Source organism: Haloarcula halobia, from assembly GCF_029338255.1.
Taxonomy (GTDB): Archaea; Halobacteriota; Halobacteria; order Halobacteriales; family Haloarculaceae; genus Haloarcula; species Haloarcula halobia.
In genome coordinates this window covers 3,281,733-3,301,142 of record NZ_CP119787.1, presented here as the reverse complement: position 1 = coordinate 3,301,142, position 19,410 = coordinate 3,281,733, and the positions used below count along the sequence as shown (strand labels likewise).

Genomic DNA, 19,410 nt, shown 5'->3' with positions numbered 1-19,410 from the left:
CATCGTGTGGGATCCACGGCCTATGAAACACCGGACGGCGTGAATTGGATTAGCTAGAGGTGAGATCACTAGCTATCGATCTCTCACCCGACCAAACAATCAAAGATTTGCTACCCAAATACGTCCTCACTTGACCCAAACCGTGTAATGTACGGCGCACTCTCTTGGGCAAGTCCGAAAAGTTCCTCAGTACTATAGTCAGTCCAGTGCTCTTCGTCGTTGTGCGGAAGGTATCGATGATCGTCGTGATACCTTTCTCTCTGTGATTCGTTATGATAGCGGATTTTGAACCCGACGTCACATCGTTCGATACGTTCGTAGAGGTCCTCCCAGCCGAAAACATCTGAAGGTGCAATCGATTCTTTCCAGCGAGTGTCCGTATCCCACGGGTAACTGCAATAAGCTGTAATCGATTCGTTCGAATTCCGACTCCCGTCCTGACAATACTGTTTTGGGATATGGATAACGGAGGTGTACTCGGGTATTGCAAGCGCCTTCACGAAGGCTGTGCGGAGAAGAGTCGCCTCTAACTCGTCATGCTCTGTCACAAGCGGCAGCGCATAATAGGCAATGTCTTCCCCGTACTTTACGGCGTAGTTTTTGACAGTAGCGAGTTGGCGTGGCGGATTTTGATTGGAGTAACGTATAGAAAACCGCCGCGTCCCATCCTTCGAGAGTTTCGGCCGCTTGAACTGAAATACAACCCCCTTCAAATTCCGAATCTCCATGTCCCAACCAAGTTCCCGTTCTAAGCGTGTTGACGGAGTGAACACATCCAAAAAATCAAGTTCAGCTTTGTCGCGCATCTGCACATATGACTGCATCGTGAGCGTTGTCTCATACGGAATCCCGCCACTCATAGCTCATAATTCGGAGACAGCTGCATAAATCTGGGAGCAATAGGTTCCACACTCAAGGGACGAGCTCAGGCAGCCTGGTGTATTGGTCCTCACTGTTCGGTTCAGTCACCACGACCCTCTATTGACGCTATTCCCCTTCTGCGAGATAACCATCATTGTCTGAATCATCCTATATCCAGATATGCCGTACTGCACGAACTGTGGCAACGAAACTGAAGAGGCCCACTACTACTGCGGTCAGTGTGGAGAACCACTAACAGATGATTCAGAGGGCGATAGCGTACCGCCGAGGACGACAACCTACCGAACTGGATTCCTGAGTGGTCGGTCTATAGAGTTCCTAAGCGAGGTATTAGAAGATGGAATTGATGAGGATCACCCAGGCCATACTCATTTAGAGCGGGACATTGCAGCGGCTCTCGTTGATTTCGGGATGGTCGGGGCAGTGGAGGATTTGAATTTACTGGAGGTGTTAGCTTCCCAAAGTCAAGACGAGTTTCTGGACGAAACGGAATCTGAGCTAATGCTTCTCGGATTCTTCCGACTGATTCGTCTCTACGATCAAAGTATCGGAACAGAGTGGGAAGAGGAGTTGACCGACCGAATCACGACAGCGGTAGAAGAAGCCAAGAAGGAATTCGATGGAAGCTAGTTCTGAGAGGACATCTGCGTTTGGCGTCGTGGCCGTTCAATCGTCATCGGAAACTCAGACCGGTTCCAGGAGTGGCTCTGCATCACTCCGGAGACATCTTCCTCCGGGTTCTGAGCCTGCCCCACCGGCCGAGTAAGAAGCCAATTGATGATACTAATCACTTTCACTCCGATTGGACCAGCATTATGACCCTACTACTTGTTATTCCACTCAAGAGTCATGACTCGTATCCTCCACGTTAGCGACACGCACCTCGGGAAACGCCAATACGGCGATGACACCCGTCGAGAGGACTTCGCTGACGCTTTCGACGCAGCGATCGACCTCGCCATCGGTGAACAGGTAGATGCCGTCATCCACACGGGCGACTTATTCGATGACCCACAGCCAGGCGTCCCAGATGTGAACCGGTGTCTCGACACGCTCGCCAAACTGAACGACGCCGGCATCCCCTTCTACGGAATCGTCGGAAACCACGAACGCAAATTAGACGAGCAGTGGCTCGACCTCATCGACCGTTTTGACCTCGTTCACCATCTCGACGAGACACCAATCCTCGTGAACGACGACGTCGCCCTCTACGGTATCGACGCCATCCGGGCGCCATCCTGGAATACCTACGAGTTCAAGTTGGAGGAGCCACCGGCCTCAGCCGACGTGACTATCGTCTGTATGCATCACCTCTTCGAGGAACTTGTCCCGCCGCAACAGGCGAACTACGAACTCCAAGAGGTCATCGACCGACTGTATATCACTCCGACAGCGATCGCACTCGGCGACTATCACGGCTACACAGAGGAAACAGTAGACGGCGTCCAGGCGTTCTATCCCGGCTCGACCGAGCGCTGTTCCACAAAGGAATCAGCGCCACGGGGTGCCCTGATGCTCGAAGTCGAATCCGGTGACCTCGAGATCCGGCGACGTACACTCGATACTCCGGCGGGTGAAGCGCCACGTGACTTCCTCCAAGTCCCGGTGCAATTCGGCGAACAGGATGGCCTCGGACTCGTCGAGCAACGCCTTGACGAAGCGCTCAGCCCCGACGAGGTCCTCGACGAGCAGCTTGTCGTCGTCGAACTACACGGGGACGACACGACGGTTTCCCAGCGAGATGTCTACGAGCTGGTTGACTCTCGGGGCGCTGGCGTCGTCCACGTCCAAGACAAACGCCGCGCAAGCGTCGATCTCGACTTCGAAGGTGGGGAAACTGACGTCGCGGATATCCAATCACTCATCGACGAGACGATTAGCGAGTTAGACATCCAACCAACGAGTTCACGCATCGAGGAAGTCGTTCGGGCGACGGACGCAACCAAGGAATCCCACGTCCGGAATGATGTCGCAGAGATTCTCGAGGAAGAGCGCGAAGCACAGTTCGACGACATCGAGGACGGCCAGCAAACGGAGGGTGATGCGTAATGCTCCTGCGCGAACTCACCATCGAGAACATCCAGAGCACACGCACGAAACGATCGACTTCGAGGACGGCGAGACGCTCATTTACGGGAAGAACGGCGCCGGGAAATCGACGATTTTCCGGAGCGTGTTCGGCGGACTCTTCCCCCAGAGCGGCAAGCACGAGATTGGGGCGGACTTCAATCTCGCTGACTTCGTCCGCCATAACGAAGATCAGGGCCGCATTGAGCTCACGTTCGAAGCCGGTGGGCAGGACTACACCGTCGAGTGGGTCATCGACGCCGATGGCAGCACGGATTCCTGTGAACTCCAGTCGGAAGCACTAACCGAACCAGTATCCGGTGTTCGGAAGGTCGAGAACACAATTAGCCAAGATCTTCTCGGGATGGATGCGTCGTCGTTCGTCAGCAGCGTCTACGTCCAGCAGGGTGACATTGCGCGTCTCGTTCACGCTGACGAAGACACCCGGAAGGAGATTCTTGACGGCCTCCTCGGTCTGAGTCGCGTCGATGACTTGATTGACCGCGCAGTCAAGGCGCGCAGGGAGGCGAAAAACAAGCGTGACGAGGCGAAGAACCGCCTTGCAGAGGCGCGTGACCAGCTCGATGACCTTCCTGATAAAGACACCCTCCAAGCGGAGATTGCTGAACTAAGCGAGCAAATCGACGAGAAGGCAGCCGAGATTGAGGGGTATGAAGACGACATTGAGGAGATCGATGAGCAGTTAGAGGACTGGCGCGAGCAACTCGAGACAGTTGACGACCTGAAGGACGACCGCGAAGAACTGGCAGACGAGCTGGAAGAGAAACGCGGCGAATACGAGTCCCTCGGCGAAGACTTGGAAGAAGCGAAGGAGAACAAAGAGACGGCCGAACAGCAACAGACGGAGGCACGTGAGCGAATCTCAGAACTCGACAATGCCATTGATACATACGACTTGTCTTCAGTTGAGGCGGCCGAAGCGGCGCTCGAAGACATCGAATCAGAGCTGAGCGACGAGCAGGAAGAAAAAGCAGGCATCGATGCCGACCTCCGAAACGCGAAGCAGGAGGTTGAGCGTCTGGAGGGTGAGAAAGACGAGCGCGAAGAAGACTTGGACGATGTCGAAGGCGAATTCGAGCAGCTCGAAGAGGATCTGGAAGCAGAGCGTGAGGAGAAAGAACGGCTGGAGTCAGAGATTGCAGAAGCCGAGGACGAAGCTGAAGCCGCAGTTGACGAGGTTCGAGCACGAACTGCTGACCTCCCCGTCCCAGAGGATGCTGCGTTGGAAACGCTTCGTGACGACGAAATCCCAGACGCACGTGACGATTTGGCCGACGAGCGCGAAGAACTCGGGAACAAGATTGGGCGCCTCCAGACTAAAGAAGAACAACTGAGCGACCTCGGCGACGATGGCATCTGCCCGGTTTGTGGCGCTGAACATGAGGGTGGACACACAGCCGACGGCCAGAGCGTCGAGCAGGCGCTCACTGACACGCAGTCGGACATCGAAGACCTACACGAGAAACGCGAACGACTGAGTGAGCAACGAGACGCGCTCTCAGACCTCCGAGAGGATGTCAACAACGCGCTGGCAAAGCAAGAAGCCGTTGAGGACCTGGAGGATGACTTAGAGGATATACAAGAGGAAATCGAGCGCTTGGAGGGTGAACTTGAAGACCAAGAGGCAGCAGTCGAGGAGGCAAAAGAAGAACTCGAAGCGGCCCGAGAAGAGCTAGCAGACGCTCAGGACAGCGTCGAAGAGCTCGAGGGAGATCTGGAAGAGGTCGAGAATCAGATCGAGGAGCTTCAGGGCATCAAAGAGCCCGTCGAGGAAGCCTGCGAGAAATACGAGAAGATCGAGGACCTCGCGGGAGACATCGACCAATATGAGCAAGATATCGAACACGCCCGCGAAATGCGGCGCAAGCTCTCGAGGACATCGACGACCTCGAAGACGAGATCGAAGAGATAGACGACGAGCTGGCGGACATCGACGTTGAGGACTTGGAGTCGGACATCGAGGAGTACGAAGGATACCGAGAAGCCGCTGCCGAGGAGAAAGAAACCGCTGAAGAGGAACACGAAACGCTCGTCCAGGAACGCGCGGACAAGAATGCGGCGCTCAATACGGTCGAACAGCAGGAGGAGCGCGTCGAAACACTCACCGAGCAGAAAGAATGGGGCGATACCGTCGTCGAGGATATCAATGACATCATCGCGGGCTACGAGGACGTCAAAACCCAGCTACGCAAGGAGAACGTCGAACTGCTGAACGCCTACACGAACGAAGTCTTCAACGACCTGTACCAGAACCAGAGCTACGCCGGCGTTCACATCGACCAAGATTACACAATCAGCCTCGTGACCAGCGATGGCGCCCACATGAAGCCCGAAGTCACGAGCGGGGGCGAGAGCACAGTCGTCAATCTCGCGCTACGCGCCGGCGTCTACCGCCTTGTGGCGAAACGCGATAGCTCCGGGGGCGACCGTCTCCCACCGTTCATCCTCGATGAACCGACAAGCTTCCTCGACGACGACCACGTAGACGAACTCCACTCCGTCATCCAAGCAATCTCCGAATGGAACGTCCCACAGATCCTCGTCGTGAGCCACAACGACCGGCTCATCCAGAACGCGGACGCTGCGCTCCACGCCCAAAAGGATCCCACCGAGGATGCGAGTACAGTCACGCCGAGTCACGGAAAGTCCGGAACAGAAGGCGTCGCCGGAGACGATGACTGATCCGAATACACTCGGTGCGCTCCGGGACGTCTTCAGCTCCATCGATGGTCGTGTTGACGACGCTGCCGACGAAGAGGAACGCCCCGCTGCTGATCTGTTCGAATACGTTGCCCGCCCCGGAGGCGACATTGAGGCACTTGAACAACCAGCCATCAACCACGAACTCGTTGACAACGTCCAAGATTGGGATGATCCGTGGCCGGTGACCTACGGCGTTGACGCGAGTACCACTCAGCCGCTCCAATTCAGCAACGGCCTCCTACTCGGGGCTGCCAACGCCAAACTCGGGATCGGTGGCCGGACTGACCGTGCTGACCTCGCCAAGGAAAGCACCCTGACGACCGTCGTCTACTTCGACAATGAGGAATTCGACATCGATGACCTCCGCGCGGAGTACGACAACGTTGACGCCGACGTATTCCGGTTCCCAACGATCTCGTCTCGCCAGCGTGACCTCGCCGACTGGGTGACCGGGATCGCACGAACGTACGCGGAGGGGTGGCACGCCCGCCGCCACCTAGACGACATCAACGGGCCACTGTTCATCGACGGCCCGCTGTACCCGAGTCGAGTGTTGCTCTGGACGATGTTCGCACAAACCCCGGACTCCCGAGAGACACCGCTCGACTTCTGGCCGGACATGATCGACGACATCGTCACGAACTACCTCCGCGTCGTCGAAGGCCAGGACCAAGCCGACCTCCCAGTCGCCGGGATCGTCAAATCCCCGACCAGCACCCAAGTCGTCTCCGCGATCGAGGCAAAAGCGCCAGACGAGGTAGACACGCCGTTACGCTGGGGGAACGATAACCTGTTCTTCAGCGAAGCTCTGTACAATCCCGACGACTGGTACGGTGACGACGGCGCTGTCATCAGCTATACGACGTGGCTCGTCCAGCGCCAGATGTCACCCGCGCAGGCGGATAGCGCGTTCGTCCCCTTAGAAGGTCTCGACGGCATCGAATTCCGTCGCGGTGATGCCGCCGAATACCAGACGGCGTTCTTCTACGCTCGCATCCCGCTTCAAAACACCGTCGTCCGCGTCGAAGCCCCGCTCATGATGGTTCGAGACGAAACAGACCGTGAGCGACTCCAACAGAAAGTTCTCGCTGAAATCGCCGCGACTCGAAGCATTCCCTTTGCGATCGAAGCCGCAGACGAAGCTGCCACAATTAGCCGGGAGAACCGACAGCGGCTACGGCGGGAACTCCAACACGCGACATCGGTTCGCACCTACAATCAGCTCCGCGGCTATAACGACCTCAACAACCAGGAGTGATCCACAATGACTGATTCAACAGACGACATCGCAGCAAAGTACGGCGACCAAAACAGTATTGCGGCCGAACCTGAGGACGAAGCGATGGCAGACCCTGTTCTCGGCGACGACAGTCTTGGACACGTTGCGCTCAAAGACTCACAGTTGTTCGTCGGGCGGAGCGAAATGCAGATTATCGCCTATATCGACCAGCACGAACGCGACGGTCTCCGCGTCGGCAACTACGTCTGCATCCCCTACCCTGACGCGACAACCGAGCCGAACGAAGACGAAGTCCTCCTCGCCGCGATTGACCGCCTCGAATACCGACCGATCACCGAAATCAATGACTGGGTCGATGGCGGCGGCTACAGTGACTTCGGCGAACAAAACCTCGCCTACGTCTCCCATCTCGACCCGATCGCCATCGTCGAGCACGACCGCGTCGAAGATGCCCTCACCAGACAGACCGTCGATCGACCGCCGAAACCCGGAGAAGATGTCCATCTTATTGAGGACGAAGAAGTTCTCCGCGTCGGCCTCAATATCCCCAGTGACGGCATCTACATAGGCGACATGGCCGTTAGCGGTGACCTCGTCCCCAACGATGAGAACCCGCTCACGTACCTTCTATCGAACCCGAACTCAACAGACGGAACCGCTGACGAAGGCGAACCCGCAATCTTCCGCCACGTCCTCGTCGCGGGCAGCACTGGGAAGGGGAAAACGCATTTCTCGAAGAATATCCTCCGGCAGTGCGCCGTCTCGAAACAATACCCAATCGAAGTCCCGCCCGAGGAGCAGGAAGCGTTCGGCATTGACGATGACATCCGTCACCGCTATCTGAATCTGTTCGTCATCGATCCCGAGGACGAATACGTCGAAATGCGTGATGACAACCCGGAACTCTCTCTGGAAAAGGCCCGAGAACTTGAGGATAAGGGCGTCGCCGTTGGCGGTCTGGACGACGATCTCCAAGTCTTCGCACCAGTCACAGCGAATAGCCAGCCGACACTCGATGACACCCGCACTTTCGGTATCCCCTTCTCCGTTGTCGAAAACCGCCCTCAACTCCTGCTCTCGTCACGACCGAAAGACCCGACGTTCAACGCGATTCGGAACGTCCTCAACGCGTACTTCGGTCGATTCGACGACGACAGCGACGACGAGCCGACGTACAACGACTTCGAGACCTGGCTCGATCTGAACGGTGACCAGATCGTCGATAACGACAACATTCTCGCCGCGGTCGAACGCCGCGTCACTGGCCCCATCTACGACCGTGTCTTCGACCACGGAACCACCAGTCTCGACGAATACACGAACGATATGTTCAATCGCGGCCAGGTAACCGTCGTCCCGACCGGCCACCTTCGCGGTGAAACCGAGAAGTTAGTTCTCCTGGCCTTGATGACCCACATCGTCGAGAACAAGATCGACACCGGCGTCGAACATCCCCAAATCAAAGGAACGCCGCTGCTCCTCTGCGTCGACGAGGCCCACGAATACCTCTCCAGCACAGATCGTCCCCGCGAGCAATATCTCGTCCAGAACTTCCGCCAGGCAGCGAAACGCGGCCGGAAAGACAAATTCGGCCTCTACATGGTCACGCAGAATCCGCAGGACATCGACGATGAAATCCTCAAACAGACGAACACCCGAATCTATCTCGGTCTCCAACCTGAGGTAGTCGAGCGTATCCGCATCCCTGCTGACTACGAAGACCAGATTGTCACCTTCGACAAGGGCCAAGCAGTCGTGGACGCGCCAGACGTCCGCCCAGTCGAAGTTCAAGGGTTAGATGTCTGCGTGACTAACCACTCAAACTAATTCCACGGGATCTCCCACTATTCCCGGTAGCGTTGATGATACACCTTCCCGGGAGTCCGAAACTGGCGACCTTCGCAGCGCGTCATAGAAGTGCCTCCCAACCCCCATAGCGGTCATCTGTGAGTGTTCAGTACAGGTTACTCATTTATTTGAAGGTAGCTGCAAAAATCCAGATTATGAGTGGCTCCTCAAGATTCAATTCGCTCTTGCTAATTATAGCTGTGATTCTTTTGGGTATCGGTCTTGGTATATATCTTTTACTGGGATTCGGGATAATCACTTTGACCCCATCCAAAGCGCCAATTTCTCTGATGGAAGGGCTAACAGCCTTCGATACGGCATTTGGTACATTACTAAGTGCTGGATTAGTTATCCTATACCTTCAACAAAAGAATATATTGGACGAACAACGGAAACTTCATCGGTATGAGCTACAGGGCGATATTCGAATAGAGGATGTTGATTATGATGGTGATTTCCTTGTTTTGACGCTCTCTAACTACACACGTTCTGAGTTAACTAATATCCGATTATGTACTGAAATTTTCCCTGACAAGCAGGATGACGATACAACATTTTCAGTGGGGAAAGAAAATATGGAAAGAGTCGATTCTGCTGCACCTGGCTACAATAGAACCAATGCACTCGGAGCTGAGCAGAGGCGAGTTAAGTTCCAGGCAAAACCGAAAGTTCAGGTGAAGCAAGAGGGAGAGAACCCGATGTATCATGACATTATTTTCCTAATTTCGAGGCTCAGGCATAAGCACGATACCGGCGAGTTTGGATGTCGAATGTGGGTAGAAGCAAAAGACCAGATCGGAGATCAAACGAATGACAGGGTATTCAGATCAGATCAATTGGTAATACTTGATAGAGTAGGCAAAGATCCAGATTTGCGAGAATTGTTCAAATCTAGTTCCTTTGCGAATATTCCCGAAGAAGAGAGTCAATTCGAACCGGATGAGAAATAAATATAGCCGCTGAATGGATAATTAATATTATATATAGCGTATTAATTGCTCGTTCACCGGCTCCGCCCTTCGAATCTGGGGTACTCTTCTTCGACCCTTAGGATCAAAGCGCATACAACACGATACGCGACAGAAAATTTTCAAGTAATAGGACAAACATAACTGGAACGTTCACACTGATGGCGATCCTCGATGACTTCTCCGGGTTCGAATTCGAGGACCTCATGGAAGATGTGTTCCGGAACCTCGGCTACGAGAACGTTCATCAAGCCGCCAAGACAGCCGACGAGGGACGCGACCTCGTCATGGAAGAAGTCGTGGACGGAACCCGTCGCGCTGTCGTCGTTGAATGCAAACACACCGATGCAGTCGGTCGTCCTGTCGTCCAGAAACTCCACTCTGCCATCGCTACCTACGACTACGACGGGCCGAAACGAGGGATGGTCGTGACCACCGGGCGGTTCACGAACCCTGCTCAAGAGTACGCAACAGAACTTGAGCAAAACGACGACCCCTTCCCCATCGAACTCATCGACGGGACCGACCTCCGCGACATCGCTGATGATGTTGGACTCGATCTCTACAACGGCCGCATCGAAATCCTGTGTGACGAAACACTCCGCCCGTTCGACCCGACGAACGACCTTGCCGCTCCCGTCCGCGAAGCATTCCAAGACATCGAAAATATCGACGCAGACGACATCCCCACGCCGACTGCTCGAGCTGACTTCGAACCTGTACTCTCGATAACCGCACAGACGAACGCCGTCTTCGAGACCTCTGTTGGCGTCATCCACCGAATCAACGAGACGAATACATTCGTCGTTCGGGCCGAGCGTCAGCAGCCAGAAATCCTGGATACTGACATCGGAGAGTTAGTGACCAGCAATCTTCGCCAAACGATCGATCTCGACGAAGAACGATTCAGTGACCTCTTTGACGACATCGAGGTTCGCCGCTTCGGACAGACTGAAACCGAGTATAAGGAGTGGGCCATCGAACGCCTCCAAGACTATCACACAACGACGGTCACCTATACCGGCGACAACAACGTCACATACGACAAGACCTGCGAACCCAACCAGTCCGATATCTCAGTGCAATCCATCGAGCCAGTGTATCTCCCGAATATCAGACAGTCCGTCCAGCTCCAGCAGTACTCCTACCCTTACGAATACTACGCTGCGGGCCCGTCACGGGTTACCGACGACGACGGCATTCATCGGTGTGTCCACTGCGACGATGACTCAGCATCCACTTATACGTATTGCGCGAACTGCGGGAGTATCAACTGCCCCTCTCACATTAAGACCGAACGGCTGGAACAAACCCCAGTCTGTACTGGGTGCGCCGTCACAGAACGCTTCGCCCTGAAAACGAAGTACTTCTACGATGACGACAACCTGGAAACGTTCCGTGACGAGTACGCCGCAATGCCGGTCCACCAGAAAGCGATGGAGAACAAGTCGCTCACCGCCAGTGCGGCTCTACTACTGATCGTTTCCATCGTCGGTATCCTTGTTTCGACAGGCGTCATCTGAGTCCAGAACGGGTCACCGCTATTCACCCATCTGTAGCGTCACGCTGAGTGGGACGATGACACTCGCAGTGACCCTTCGGCGCTGCGATCACACCGAGGCCGCGACCCGTCGGAACACGGGGCGCGCGTGCTCTCCTTGCCAGTCTCATTACGCTTCAGCTGTCGGCTGGTGCCGGTATTCTGGTGCATATCGCTGTGGACGGGCGGCTCGCGGACCGACGACACCGATGCCGCGCTCCCGGAGCTGTTCTATCGTATACCGCGGGATCGTGCCGTCGATGTCGATGAGGATGTCCTCAACCCGCCCACCATTGGGCGGGGCCGGATGTCGCTTCGCTGTGTACCATGCTTCCCGACCGGCGCGATCGACCGTGTGCACGATGACGACGCCGGCATGATCGATGAGCTCAATCATTGTCCGGTGGTGAGAGTGCGTGTAGCTGGATTTCGAGGCGAGGTACGGCCGAGCTGGCCATCGGTGTTCCTCGAGGTTCTCGACGTTCAGCGATCATTGGTTTTCTATCTTTTACCACTCGGCGCCGGCGAGGGCTTTCTCTTGCCACCTGCGTTGCAGTCGCCCGATTTCCATCTCGCCGGCGAGGTCGAACAGGGGTTCGATGTCTCGTCGCGTGTACTCCCGGAGGACTTCCTCGAGCTCGTCAACCGGGACGTCGGGGGACAGTCCGGCTCGGCCACAGAGATAGTCAGCACCGAGTTGTGGGATCCGCGAGTTTGTGACTTTCTCGTCGTCCCAGTACACCGGGTCTGGCACGTCGAGTCCGTACTCGTCGAGTGCCTCTTCGAGCGAGGCCCACGAATCGTGACGACGCCGGTACTCAAGGAAGAGGTCACGATGTGACGGCAGCGATAAGGACTTAGCGACTGTCGCAGGCAACTGCTCAGCGTTGGTTTTCTCCGCCAGGATTTCAGCGCGACCGAGGAGGTGTCGGAAGTCGAAGCTCGTCCCGTTATACGTGACGATGGTGTCGATGTCGTACTGCTGAATCCAGTCGCAGATGCGCTTGAGGAGGCGGACTTCCGAGTGCTCGTCGATGTCTTCGCGGAAGAGCACCTCGATCTCGCGGCCGTCTGTTTCGCGTGATCGGACACCGAGACCGACCCCCAGGAACCTAAACTCCCGGCTGTTGAGGAAGTCGGGATCGGTATCATTTGCATCGGGGTCGGCTGGTACCGTTTCAATGTCTATTGCTAGCATCCCTATCGTATCAAATTGTAGTTTTGACAGCGGTATAAACGCTGGCCATTTGCCGTTTCACGGTATCTATGGAAATCGAGGGATAGCACCGGAATCAAACAGAATTCGCCCGAGGAAGTGAGCGAAGAAAAGCTACGTATCGGGCTCACCCGCCCCTCCGAACTCGGAGGTGCAATTCCCCGTTATTTCCGGCGGTTTCCATCTTCTCAAACACGGATAGAGCCCCAAATACGGTCGAATACCGGGGTCTAACCCTTTTCTCAACGCCTTGTCTACACAGCGATGCAGTCCTCCGCAGGCAGCCGGCAACGAGACCATCAACTAACCACCTCCAATCATGCCCTCTGGCAACCCCTACGACGACCACGATTTCCGTCTCATCCACCCAGCGGATAAGGCGACGTACAGCTGATCGTCGATTACGATCCAACACCGGTCGAACCGGATCCCCGAGTCTACCCCCTTTGGTACGACAAAGGAAACGTCGGGGGCAACGACCTCGATCAGCTGACCCCGATGTACAGCATGATGGGCGACACCGCGACCGCAGTCTGGATCAGCCCTGGCCACTACAAGGGGATTTTCAAACGCCGGCCGAGTGATGGGCCGAACACAGATCTCGATCCGCGGGAACTTCCCGCACACAAACGCCCAGGTGTCACGCTGAGCGGTGATCTCAAGGAAGGCGCTGAACGGATGGTCCGTCTGTGGAACGGCGAGTTCGTGAACGGGACACACCTAATCCTCGACAAAATCCCACGACCAACCGAATTCCTCGGATCGATCCCCACCAGCGCTCTTGACCCGCTCCACGCCTCGCTCACGGAACACGACCGGCAACTCCAGAATGCCTTTGGCGACTACCCCTGGTTCGATATCTCAGAACTGACCGATGCCCACCTCCAGACAAAACGTATCCTTCGCCGCCAAGTCTCCTGGGCACCGACGCTGAAGGGCAAGAAAATGCTGCATCTCCACTCTGACCTCCCCGCAATGACCGGTGATTCGCTAGAACTCCTCCCGCACCGCGTCGGCGTCGGCACCACGGCGCTACATCTCGCTCTCACGAAGGACGCAGACATCAACACCTACGTCTCATTTCCCGGCGGGTACAATGTTGACCTCGGTGCCCACCTCCCGGGTGCTCGCGCGATTATTGCCGAGGTCATGACTGGGCATCATAACATGGACCTCCATCTCAGCACGTTCCAGAAACTCTGGACGCTCAGCCAGAAATACCGCTTCGAACCCTGGATCGTGTTCGACTCCCGCGCCACCCTCCGCTGGATCATCAATTCAGAGACTTTGATTGAATATATCTCTGGATATGAGGACATCTCTCCTTCTGATCCTGAATTGGAGAGAGCTATCAACGATCGGGTGAGCGTGTCATAGAATCCATCTCATAGCTTCTCACAGCCCGGTTCGTTTCCTCGGTCGTAGTTGGTGATTGCAACGACGAGCCGGAGACACAGTGCAAGGAACACTTCTGTTCGTGCGTGGACGCGGCCTCGGGCGCGGACGTGCCCGAGGCCGCAGTCCTTGACTGCGTCGTTGGTCCGTTCGACTCCTGTCCGGTGGTTGTACGTCTCGTCCAAGAGGGATTGTTTCAGCTGTACGTCCTGGCTGTGTTCCTCGATGCGGTCTTCGACCCTGTACTCGATGTCTTTCGGGTCGTCGGTGTTTCGCGGATTGTATGGGGTGATTGGCACGACCCCTGCGGCCAGCAGGTGGTCGTGCCAGTCGAGGACGTCGTAGGCGCTGTCTCCGAGCATCCAAATTGGTGTATCGACGGCGAGCGCGTTACGCGTGACGCGCATCGCCGTCTCCTGGTCTGCTTGCTTGGTCTGTGTGAACTCCGCTGCAATCGGTATCTTTGGACCGGTTGAGACAATCGTACAGCCGAAGCCGTAGTAGTAATCTTCGGCCGTTGGATCGTAGTTCCATGACGCCGCGTCGTTGTACTGAATCGCCTCAATGTGCGTTGAGTCGATAGAGTACGTCGAGTCGAGCAGGCCCCGACAGGCGGCCTGCTCGACGAGCCTGTCGAAGACATCGTCGATGACGTGTTCGAGGTCGGTGAGAAAGCGGTCAACCGTGTCTCTGGATGGAGGTTTGTCGAGTCCGCAGTAGTACCAGACGAGGCCGTGTTGGAGTTCTCGTGCAACCGGACGCGTTCCGTAGATGTCCTTGTAATAGCAGTGCAGAAAGCCGCAAAAGAGGTCTGGTGGCTGATGCACTCGTGTTCGCCCCCTCAAAGCGGGGGCGAACACGTCGTAATTCAGCAGAAACTCGAACTCAAGGTGCTCGAACAGCGGGACTGTCTCGGTAGCCGCGACATTCAAGAAGTCGTCTACCGAAGCTACGTCTTGCAGGGTGCTGGCGCTCGTAGACACAGTTCCAACACCCTGCTTCCTTCTCTGAGAACGTTTCTATGACACGCTCATCGGGTTGAAAAAGGAATTACTGAACACTATGTTGAAGAACTATATCAGATCCACCTCGCTAACCGACTGATGCCCTTTCTTACATTAACGCAGGTTGTCATCGAAGATCATACTGTGGAAATCATCGAACGAGAGTTAGTCGATGAGTTCTATCAGGACTCAAATAATACTGTTGAGTTTCTTGAAAACCTTAGCCAACCAGACAAAGAGCAGATGCTACAGCGGTTTGGGGTCTTATCCGGTGACTTGGTAGGGCAAATGGCACATGTGAGACAGGTTAGAAATGACCTTGTTCATGACCTCCGTTCCGACGAATACTTCCGAATCGTCAGGGATAGCGCGGACATCTTAGAATCATGTTCTCGCTTGCTGAGCGAATTTGAATCAGAGACTCCCCATAATAGGGGTTTTTCTTGGTCATGACTCTCCTGTGAGCAGTCGCTAACACCGATTTCCGACTGAGGTTGCGAGTCTTTTTGAGAGGATGGTCATCGAGAGACCAGCTGTTACTCCCTGGGCAGCGCTGTTGCTGTGGCGCGCACGGTTGCTCGGGCGCGAGGAGTGTGGTAGCTGTTCGGACGCGTAGTGGTCGCGGCTCTAGATAATCGCTGGACGGCGTAGCCTGTGGCCGTGAGTGCGTGTGAACCTCGGAGCGCAATGCGGCGAAGCGAACCCCTGAACCCGTCGCTATCTGGCGATTTTCCTCGACTCCTGAAAGGCCGTAAGGTTTAGTGGGCCGGCGCGAATTCGAATCGCGGTTACGGCCACCCGAAGGCCGAAGGATACCAGGCTACCCCACCGGCCCGTGCGATAGCAACTAGACCGACGAGTGCTGCGGTTTTAATCGTTGCGAAACGCGTAGGCCTTTCCCGGGAGCGGACGAGCTACTGGTACGGACGTTCACGACGAGTACCTTCCGACCGAGACGTTCGCGACCTGTCTCGAATACACGGCCCAGCCATGCGTCGACCTCGTCGTCGAGTACGACGACGCCGTCCTGCTGACCAGACGGCAGAACGAACCGGCGAAAGGCGAGTGGTTCTGGCCGGGAAGCCGTCTCTACAAGGGCGAGCGACTCGACGACGCAGCGCATCGAACCGCACGCGACGAACTGGGCCTGGAGACGGTGTCTGTCGAGCGACTCGGCATCAGTGAGCACTTCTGGGACACCACCTCGGTCGACGGTGTCGACACGCGACACACGATTCCCGTGGTCTACCGCGTGGTCCCGGCAGCCGGACAGTCGATCACGCTCGACAGCCAGCACGACGACTACTGCGTGGTGACGGCTCCGCCCGAGGGAGCCAACGAGTACGTCGTGGAGTACTTCGAACGGTTCGAAATCGCGTGAGGCCGACCAGGAAGTCCGGTCGCCCGGATACGCACCGTCCGGGTGAACGGAATCTCACTGTGGTTCAGTACCAAACATCTATATCTGTGACTGGTTGGACTATCAACCACCGATGCGCTCCACGCTCGAGACGCCAGTGCGAGTACAGTCGTGGTCCGAATCCCGGCCCGATGTACTACACCGGGCCCTCACGTCGTCTACGGGTGACTGATGACGGACGCTCTCTCACCGACGGGGTCTGTGACCGTCCTGTTAGCAGGGACGACAGAGTGGCTCGCCGAGCTCGCCGACCGGATCGAATCGGAGACCGATGCGACAGTCCGAACGGCCGAGACCGCGGAGGCGGCCGCCGACGGACTTTCCGATGGCACCATCGACTGTCTCGTCACGGCGTATGCGCTCGACGACGCGACCGGCGTCGACCTCGTCGAGCGCGTCCGTACTGACGAGCCGACGGTCCCGGTACTCCTCGCGACCGCGAACGGCGACGAAGCCATCGCGAGCGAGGCGATCGGGGCCGGCGTCACAGATTACCTCGTGGTCGACGACCCGGTCGACCGGGCGGTCGAGACGATACTGGACCGCGTGGACACCGCGCTGCGCTCGACGCGACAGGCGACGACACAGCGTGACCGGGCCCGGCAGTTCGACGCCGTGTTCCACGATTCCCAGACGGCGACGTGGGTGCTCGACCCGGACGGGACGCTCGCACGGGCGAACGAGCGCGCGTTCGAGATGGTCGACATCGACGACGACGCGGTTCTGGGCGAGTCGTTCTGGACACTCCCCTGGTGGTCTCACACCGGGGCGATCCAGAACGACATCCGCCAGCTCGTCACGGCCGCCCGCGACGGGACGTCGGGCAACGCGATAATCGCTGCGCCGTCGACCAGCGAGTTCGAGCGCGTCATCGATCTGTCCGTGCGTCCCGTGGAGAACGCACAGGGCGACCTCGTCTCTATCGTCATCAGGGGCGTCGACATCACGGAGCGGGTCTCGCTCGAGCGCGACCTCCGCCAGTCCGAGGAGCTGCACCGCGTGACGCTCAATAACATGACTGACACCGTCCTCATCACCGACGAGGAGGGCGAATACACCTACGTCTGTCCGAACGTCCACTTCATCTTCGGGTACACGGCCGACGAGATCCGCGAGAAAGAGACCATCGGCGACCTTCTGGGCGATGACCTCTTCGACCGCGAGGAACTCGCCGAGACGGGGAGCCTGAAGAACATCGAATGCACGGCGACGGACAAGGCCGGCCGGGAACACACGCTGCTGGTCAACGTCAGAGAGGTCGACATCCAGGGTGGGAAGCTCCTCTACAGCTGTCGTGACATCACGAAGCGGAAACAGCGCGAGGAGGCCCTGGCGACGCTCCAGGAGCTGGCCCGGGGATTTCTGTACGCGGGCACGCACGACGAGATCGCCCAGCACATCGTCGACGACGCGCCGAGCGTCCTCGACCTCGACGCGACGGCGGTCTACCTCTTCGACGCCGACACGAACGAACTCCGCCCCGTCACGCACTCGCCCGCGATGCGGGACCTCCACGGGCCGCTGCCGCGGTTGCACGTCGACGGCGACACGCTCCCGGGCTACGGATTCATCGAGGGGACGACGCTGTTCTTCGACGACGTCCACGAAGCCGACCGGCTCGACAACCCGGCCACGGACCTCCGCAGTGCAGGCTACGTCCCGCTTGGCGACCACGGCGTCTTCGTCGCCGGGTCGGCCGACGTCGGCGCGTTCGACGACGTGACCCGGGAACTCGCCGACCTGCTGGCGGCGACTGCCGAGGCCGCACTCGACCGCGTCTCGCGCGAGTCACAGCTCCGGGAACAGGACCGGAAGTTACAACAGCAAAACGAACAGCTCACCGCGCTGAACCGCATCAACGAGACGATCCGCGCCATCGACAGGGCCATCGTCCAGGCGGACTCCCGCGACGAGATCGACCACGCCGTCACCGACCTGCTGGCCAGCGACGAGCGGTTCAGTTTCGTCTGGGTCGGCGGCGTCGACTCGACGACCGAGACGCTCGAACCGCGTGCGTGGGCCGGCGACGAGCAGGGGTATCTCGAGAGCCAGGCGTTCGACGTCGACGCCGACGGCACCGAACCGGCAGGCCGGACCGCGGCGACCGGCGAGGTGACGATGGTGTCGAACGTCGCGACCGATCTCCGTGACGACGCGTGGCGCGCGGACGCCCTCACCCGCGATTTCATGTCGGTCCTGAGCATCCCGCTCGAGTACAACGACCTCACGCACGGCGTCCTGACGGTCTACGCCGACGTCCGCGACGCGTTCGACGAGACCGCCCGTGCCGTCCTGGCCGAACTGGGTGAGACCATCGCCTCCGCCCTCAGCGCCATCGAGCGCAAGAACGCGCTCCTCACGACGTCGGCGACACGCATCGCCTTCGACGTCGACGACGAGACGTTCGTCCTCTCACGGCTGGCGCAGGCGACCGGCACCACCCTCTCGTACCGGGGCGGCGTCCAGCAGACAACCGACGGGAGCTACGTGTTCGTCACCGTCGAGGAGGGTGACATAGACACTGTGGTGGCCGCTGCGACGGAGTTAGCCGGCGTCGACGACGTCCGACGCATCAGCGACGGGGGCACCGGCGGCGTCCTCCGCCTGGGACTCGCGCGGCCGTTCCTCGCGCTCGAGCTGGCCGACCACGGGGCCGTCGTCCGGGAGGCGACCGCCGACGCGACCTCGACGACACTCACCGTCGACGTCCCGGACAGCATCGACGTCAGGACCGTCACGCGGTTGCTGGACGAGGCCTTCGCCGGGGTCGCTCTCAAGAGCAAGCAGACGCTCGACCAGGCCGCCGAACACGACGTCTACGAGCGGTTCCTCTCGGCGCTCACCGACCGCCAGCTCGAGGTCGTACAGACGGCCTACTACAGCGGGTTCTTCGAGTCGCCACGTGAGAGCACCGGCGAGGACGTCGCGGCGATACTCGACATCTCCCCCCCGGCGTTCTACCAGCACGTCCGGACGGTCCAGCGAAAGCTGTTCACGACCCTCTTCGAGGAGCGGAACGTCTCGGTCCCGACGAGCAACGGGGTTCAATAGTAAACTCCCGTCCCGAAGCGTACTTTGACTATCAACTGCCGAGTATTCAGCTGTC

General features: G+C 57.7%; 14 protein-coding genes, 1 tRNA gene and 1 pseudogene. 11 read left to right on the top strand and 5 right to left on the bottom strand.

Annotated features, from left to right (window positions below; genetic code table 11):
- Positions 1–110: 110 nt before the first annotated feature.
- Positions 111–860, bottom strand: a complete 750-nt coding sequence (locus P1K88_RS17360; RefSeq protein WP_276411522.1) for a hypothetical protein — start codon at positions 858–860, stop codon at positions 111–113.
- Between the two features lie 181 nt (positions 861–1,041).
- Here P1K88_RS17360 and P1K88_RS17355 point away from each other — a divergent pair, with 181 nt between their 5' ends.
- From P1K88_RS17355 to P1K88_RS17320, 8 genes are all read left to right on the top strand, one after another.
- On the top strand, positions 1,042–1,512 hold the full coding sequence (locus P1K88_RS17355; protein WP_276411521.1) for a hypothetical protein: 471 nt from the start codon (positions 1,042–1,044) through the stop codon (positions 1,510–1,512).
- 219 nt (positions 1,513–1,731) lie between these two features.
- Positions 1,732–2,931 carry a DNA repair exonuclease gene (locus P1K88_RS17350; RefSeq protein WP_276411519.1) on the top strand — a complete coding sequence of 400 codons (1,200 nt, stop codon included), beginning with the start codon at positions 1,732–1,734 and terminating at the stop codon, positions 2,929–2,931.
- Entirely contained in the window at positions 2,924–4,882 is a 1,959-nt protein-coding gene (locus P1K88_RS17345; RefSeq protein WP_276411517.1) for an AAA family ATPase, read from the top strand. The genes P1K88_RS17350 and P1K88_RS17345 overlap by 8 nt, the downstream gene beginning before the upstream one ends.
- A 32-nt stretch (positions 4,883–4,914) precedes the next feature.
- Entirely contained in the window at positions 4,915–5,652 is a 738-nt protein-coding gene (locus P1K88_RS17340; RefSeq protein WP_276411516.1) for a hypothetical protein, read from the top strand.
- Positions 5,645–6,931, top strand: coding sequence for a DNA double-strand break repair nuclease NurA (locus tag P1K88_RS17335; protein WP_276411514.1), 1,287 nt, complete (start codon positions 5,645–5,647; stop codon positions 6,929–6,931). The genes P1K88_RS17340 and P1K88_RS17335 overlap by 8 nt, the downstream gene beginning before the upstream one ends.
- 6 nt (positions 6,932–6,937) lie before the next feature.
- The gene (locus P1K88_RS17330) at positions 6,938–8,740 is read left to right on the top strand and encodes an ATP-binding protein (protein WP_276411512.1); all 1,803 of its coding nucleotides are present in this window, start codon (positions 6,938–6,940) and stop codon (positions 8,738–8,740) included.
- A gap of 176 nt (positions 8,741–8,916) precedes the next feature.
- Positions 8,917–9,711 carry a hypothetical protein gene (locus P1K88_RS17325; protein ID WP_276411511.1) on the top strand — a complete coding sequence of 265 codons (795 nt, stop codon included), beginning with the start codon at positions 8,917–8,919 and terminating at the stop codon, positions 9,709–9,711.
- Between the two features lie 179 nt (positions 9,712–9,890).
- Positions 9,891–11,252, top strand: coding sequence for a restriction endonuclease (locus P1K88_RS17320; RefSeq protein ID WP_276411510.1), 1,362 nt, complete (start codon positions 9,891–9,893; stop codon positions 11,250–11,252).
- Between the two features lie 147 nt (positions 11,253–11,399).
- Here the strand turns inward: P1K88_RS17320 and P1K88_RS17315 are convergent, their stop codons facing one another.
- Both P1K88_RS17315 and P1K88_RS17310 read right to left on the bottom strand, forming a co-directional pair.
- Positions 11,400–11,666, bottom strand: coding sequence for a hypothetical protein (locus tag P1K88_RS17315; RefSeq protein WP_276411508.1), 267 nt, complete (start codon positions 11,664–11,666; stop codon positions 11,400–11,402).
- 111 nt (positions 11,667–11,777) lie between these two features.
- On the bottom strand, positions 11,778–12,467 hold the full coding sequence (locus tag P1K88_RS17310; protein WP_276411506.1) for a 3'-5' exonuclease: 690 nt from the start codon (positions 12,465–12,467) through the stop codon (positions 11,778–11,780).
- A gap of 528 nt (positions 12,468–12,995) precedes the next feature.
- On the opposite strand from P1K88_RS17310, the gene P1K88_RS17305 reads away from it, so the two are divergent.
- Positions 12,996–13,862, top strand: coding sequence for a hypothetical protein (locus P1K88_RS17305; RefSeq protein WP_276411505.1), 867 nt, complete (start codon positions 12,996–12,998; stop codon positions 13,860–13,862).
- Positions 13,863–13,870: 8 nt separating this feature from the next.
- Here P1K88_RS17305 and P1K88_RS17300 read toward each other — a convergent pair whose 3' ends face one another.
- On the bottom strand, positions 13,871–14,863 hold the full coding sequence (locus P1K88_RS17300) for a transposase (RefSeq protein WP_276411503.1): 993 nt from the start codon (positions 14,861–14,863) through the stop codon (positions 13,871–13,873).
- 783 nt (positions 14,864–15,646) lie between these two features.
- Positions 15,647–15,719, bottom strand: a tRNA-Pro gene (locus P1K88_RS17295).
- 168 nt (positions 15,720–15,887) lie between these two features.
- On the opposite strand from P1K88_RS17295, the pseudogene P1K88_RS17290 reads away from it, so the two are divergent.
- Positions 15,888–16,265: pseudogene (locus tag P1K88_RS17290) on the top strand (NUDIX domain-containing protein); the annotation flags it as partial.
- Between the two features lie 210 nt (positions 16,266–16,475).
- Complete coding sequence (locus tag P1K88_RS17285) at positions 16,476–19,355, top strand: bacterio-opsin activator domain-containing protein (protein ID WP_276411502.1); 2,880 nt, start codon at positions 16,476–16,478, stop codon at positions 19,353–19,355.
- Positions 19,356–19,410 lie beyond the last annotated feature (55 nt).

Coding starts and splice junctions, on each gene's coding strand:
- P1K88_RS17360 (WP_276411522.1), bottom strand. CDS start 860: ATGAGTGGCGGGATTCCGTATGAGACAACGCTCACGATGCAGTCATAT.
- P1K88_RS17345 (WP_276411517.1), top strand. CDS start 2,924: ATGCGTAATGCTCCTGCGCGAACTCACCATCGAGAACATCCAGAGCAC.
- P1K88_RS17330 (WP_276411512.1), top strand. CDS start 6,938: ATGACTGATTCAACAGACGACATCGCAGCAAAGTACGGCGACCAAAAC.
- P1K88_RS17355 (WP_276411521.1), top strand. CDS start 1,042: ATGCCGTACTGCACGAACTGTGGCAACGAAACTGAAGAGGCCCACTAC.
- P1K88_RS17335 (WP_276411514.1), top strand. CDS start 5,645: ATGACTGATCCGAATACACTCGGTGCGCTCCGGGACGTCTTCAGCTCC.
- P1K88_RS17320 (WP_276411510.1), top strand. CDS start 9,891: ATGGCGATCCTCGATGACTTCTCCGGGTTCGAATTCGAGGACCTCATG.
- P1K88_RS17315 (WP_276411508.1), bottom strand. CDS start 11,666: ATGATTGAGCTCATCGATCATGCCGGCGTCGTCATCGTGCACACGGTC.
- P1K88_RS17285 (WP_276411502.1), top strand. CDS start 16,476: ATGACGGACGCTCTCTCACCGACGGGGTCTGTGACCGTCCTGTTAGCA.
- P1K88_RS17325 (WP_276411511.1), top strand. CDS start 8,917: ATGAGTGGCTCCTCAAGATTCAATTCGCTCTTGCTAATTATAGCTGTG.
- P1K88_RS17350 (WP_276411519.1), top strand. CDS start 1,732: ATGACTCGTATCCTCCACGTTAGCGACACGCACCTCGGGAAACGCCAA.
- P1K88_RS17305 (WP_276411505.1), top strand. CDS start 12,996: ATGGGCGACACCGCGACCGCAGTCTGGATCAGCCCTGGCCACTACAAG.
- P1K88_RS17310 (WP_276411506.1), bottom strand. CDS start 12,467: ATGCTAGCAATAGACATTGAAACGGTACCAGCCGACCCCGATGCAAAT.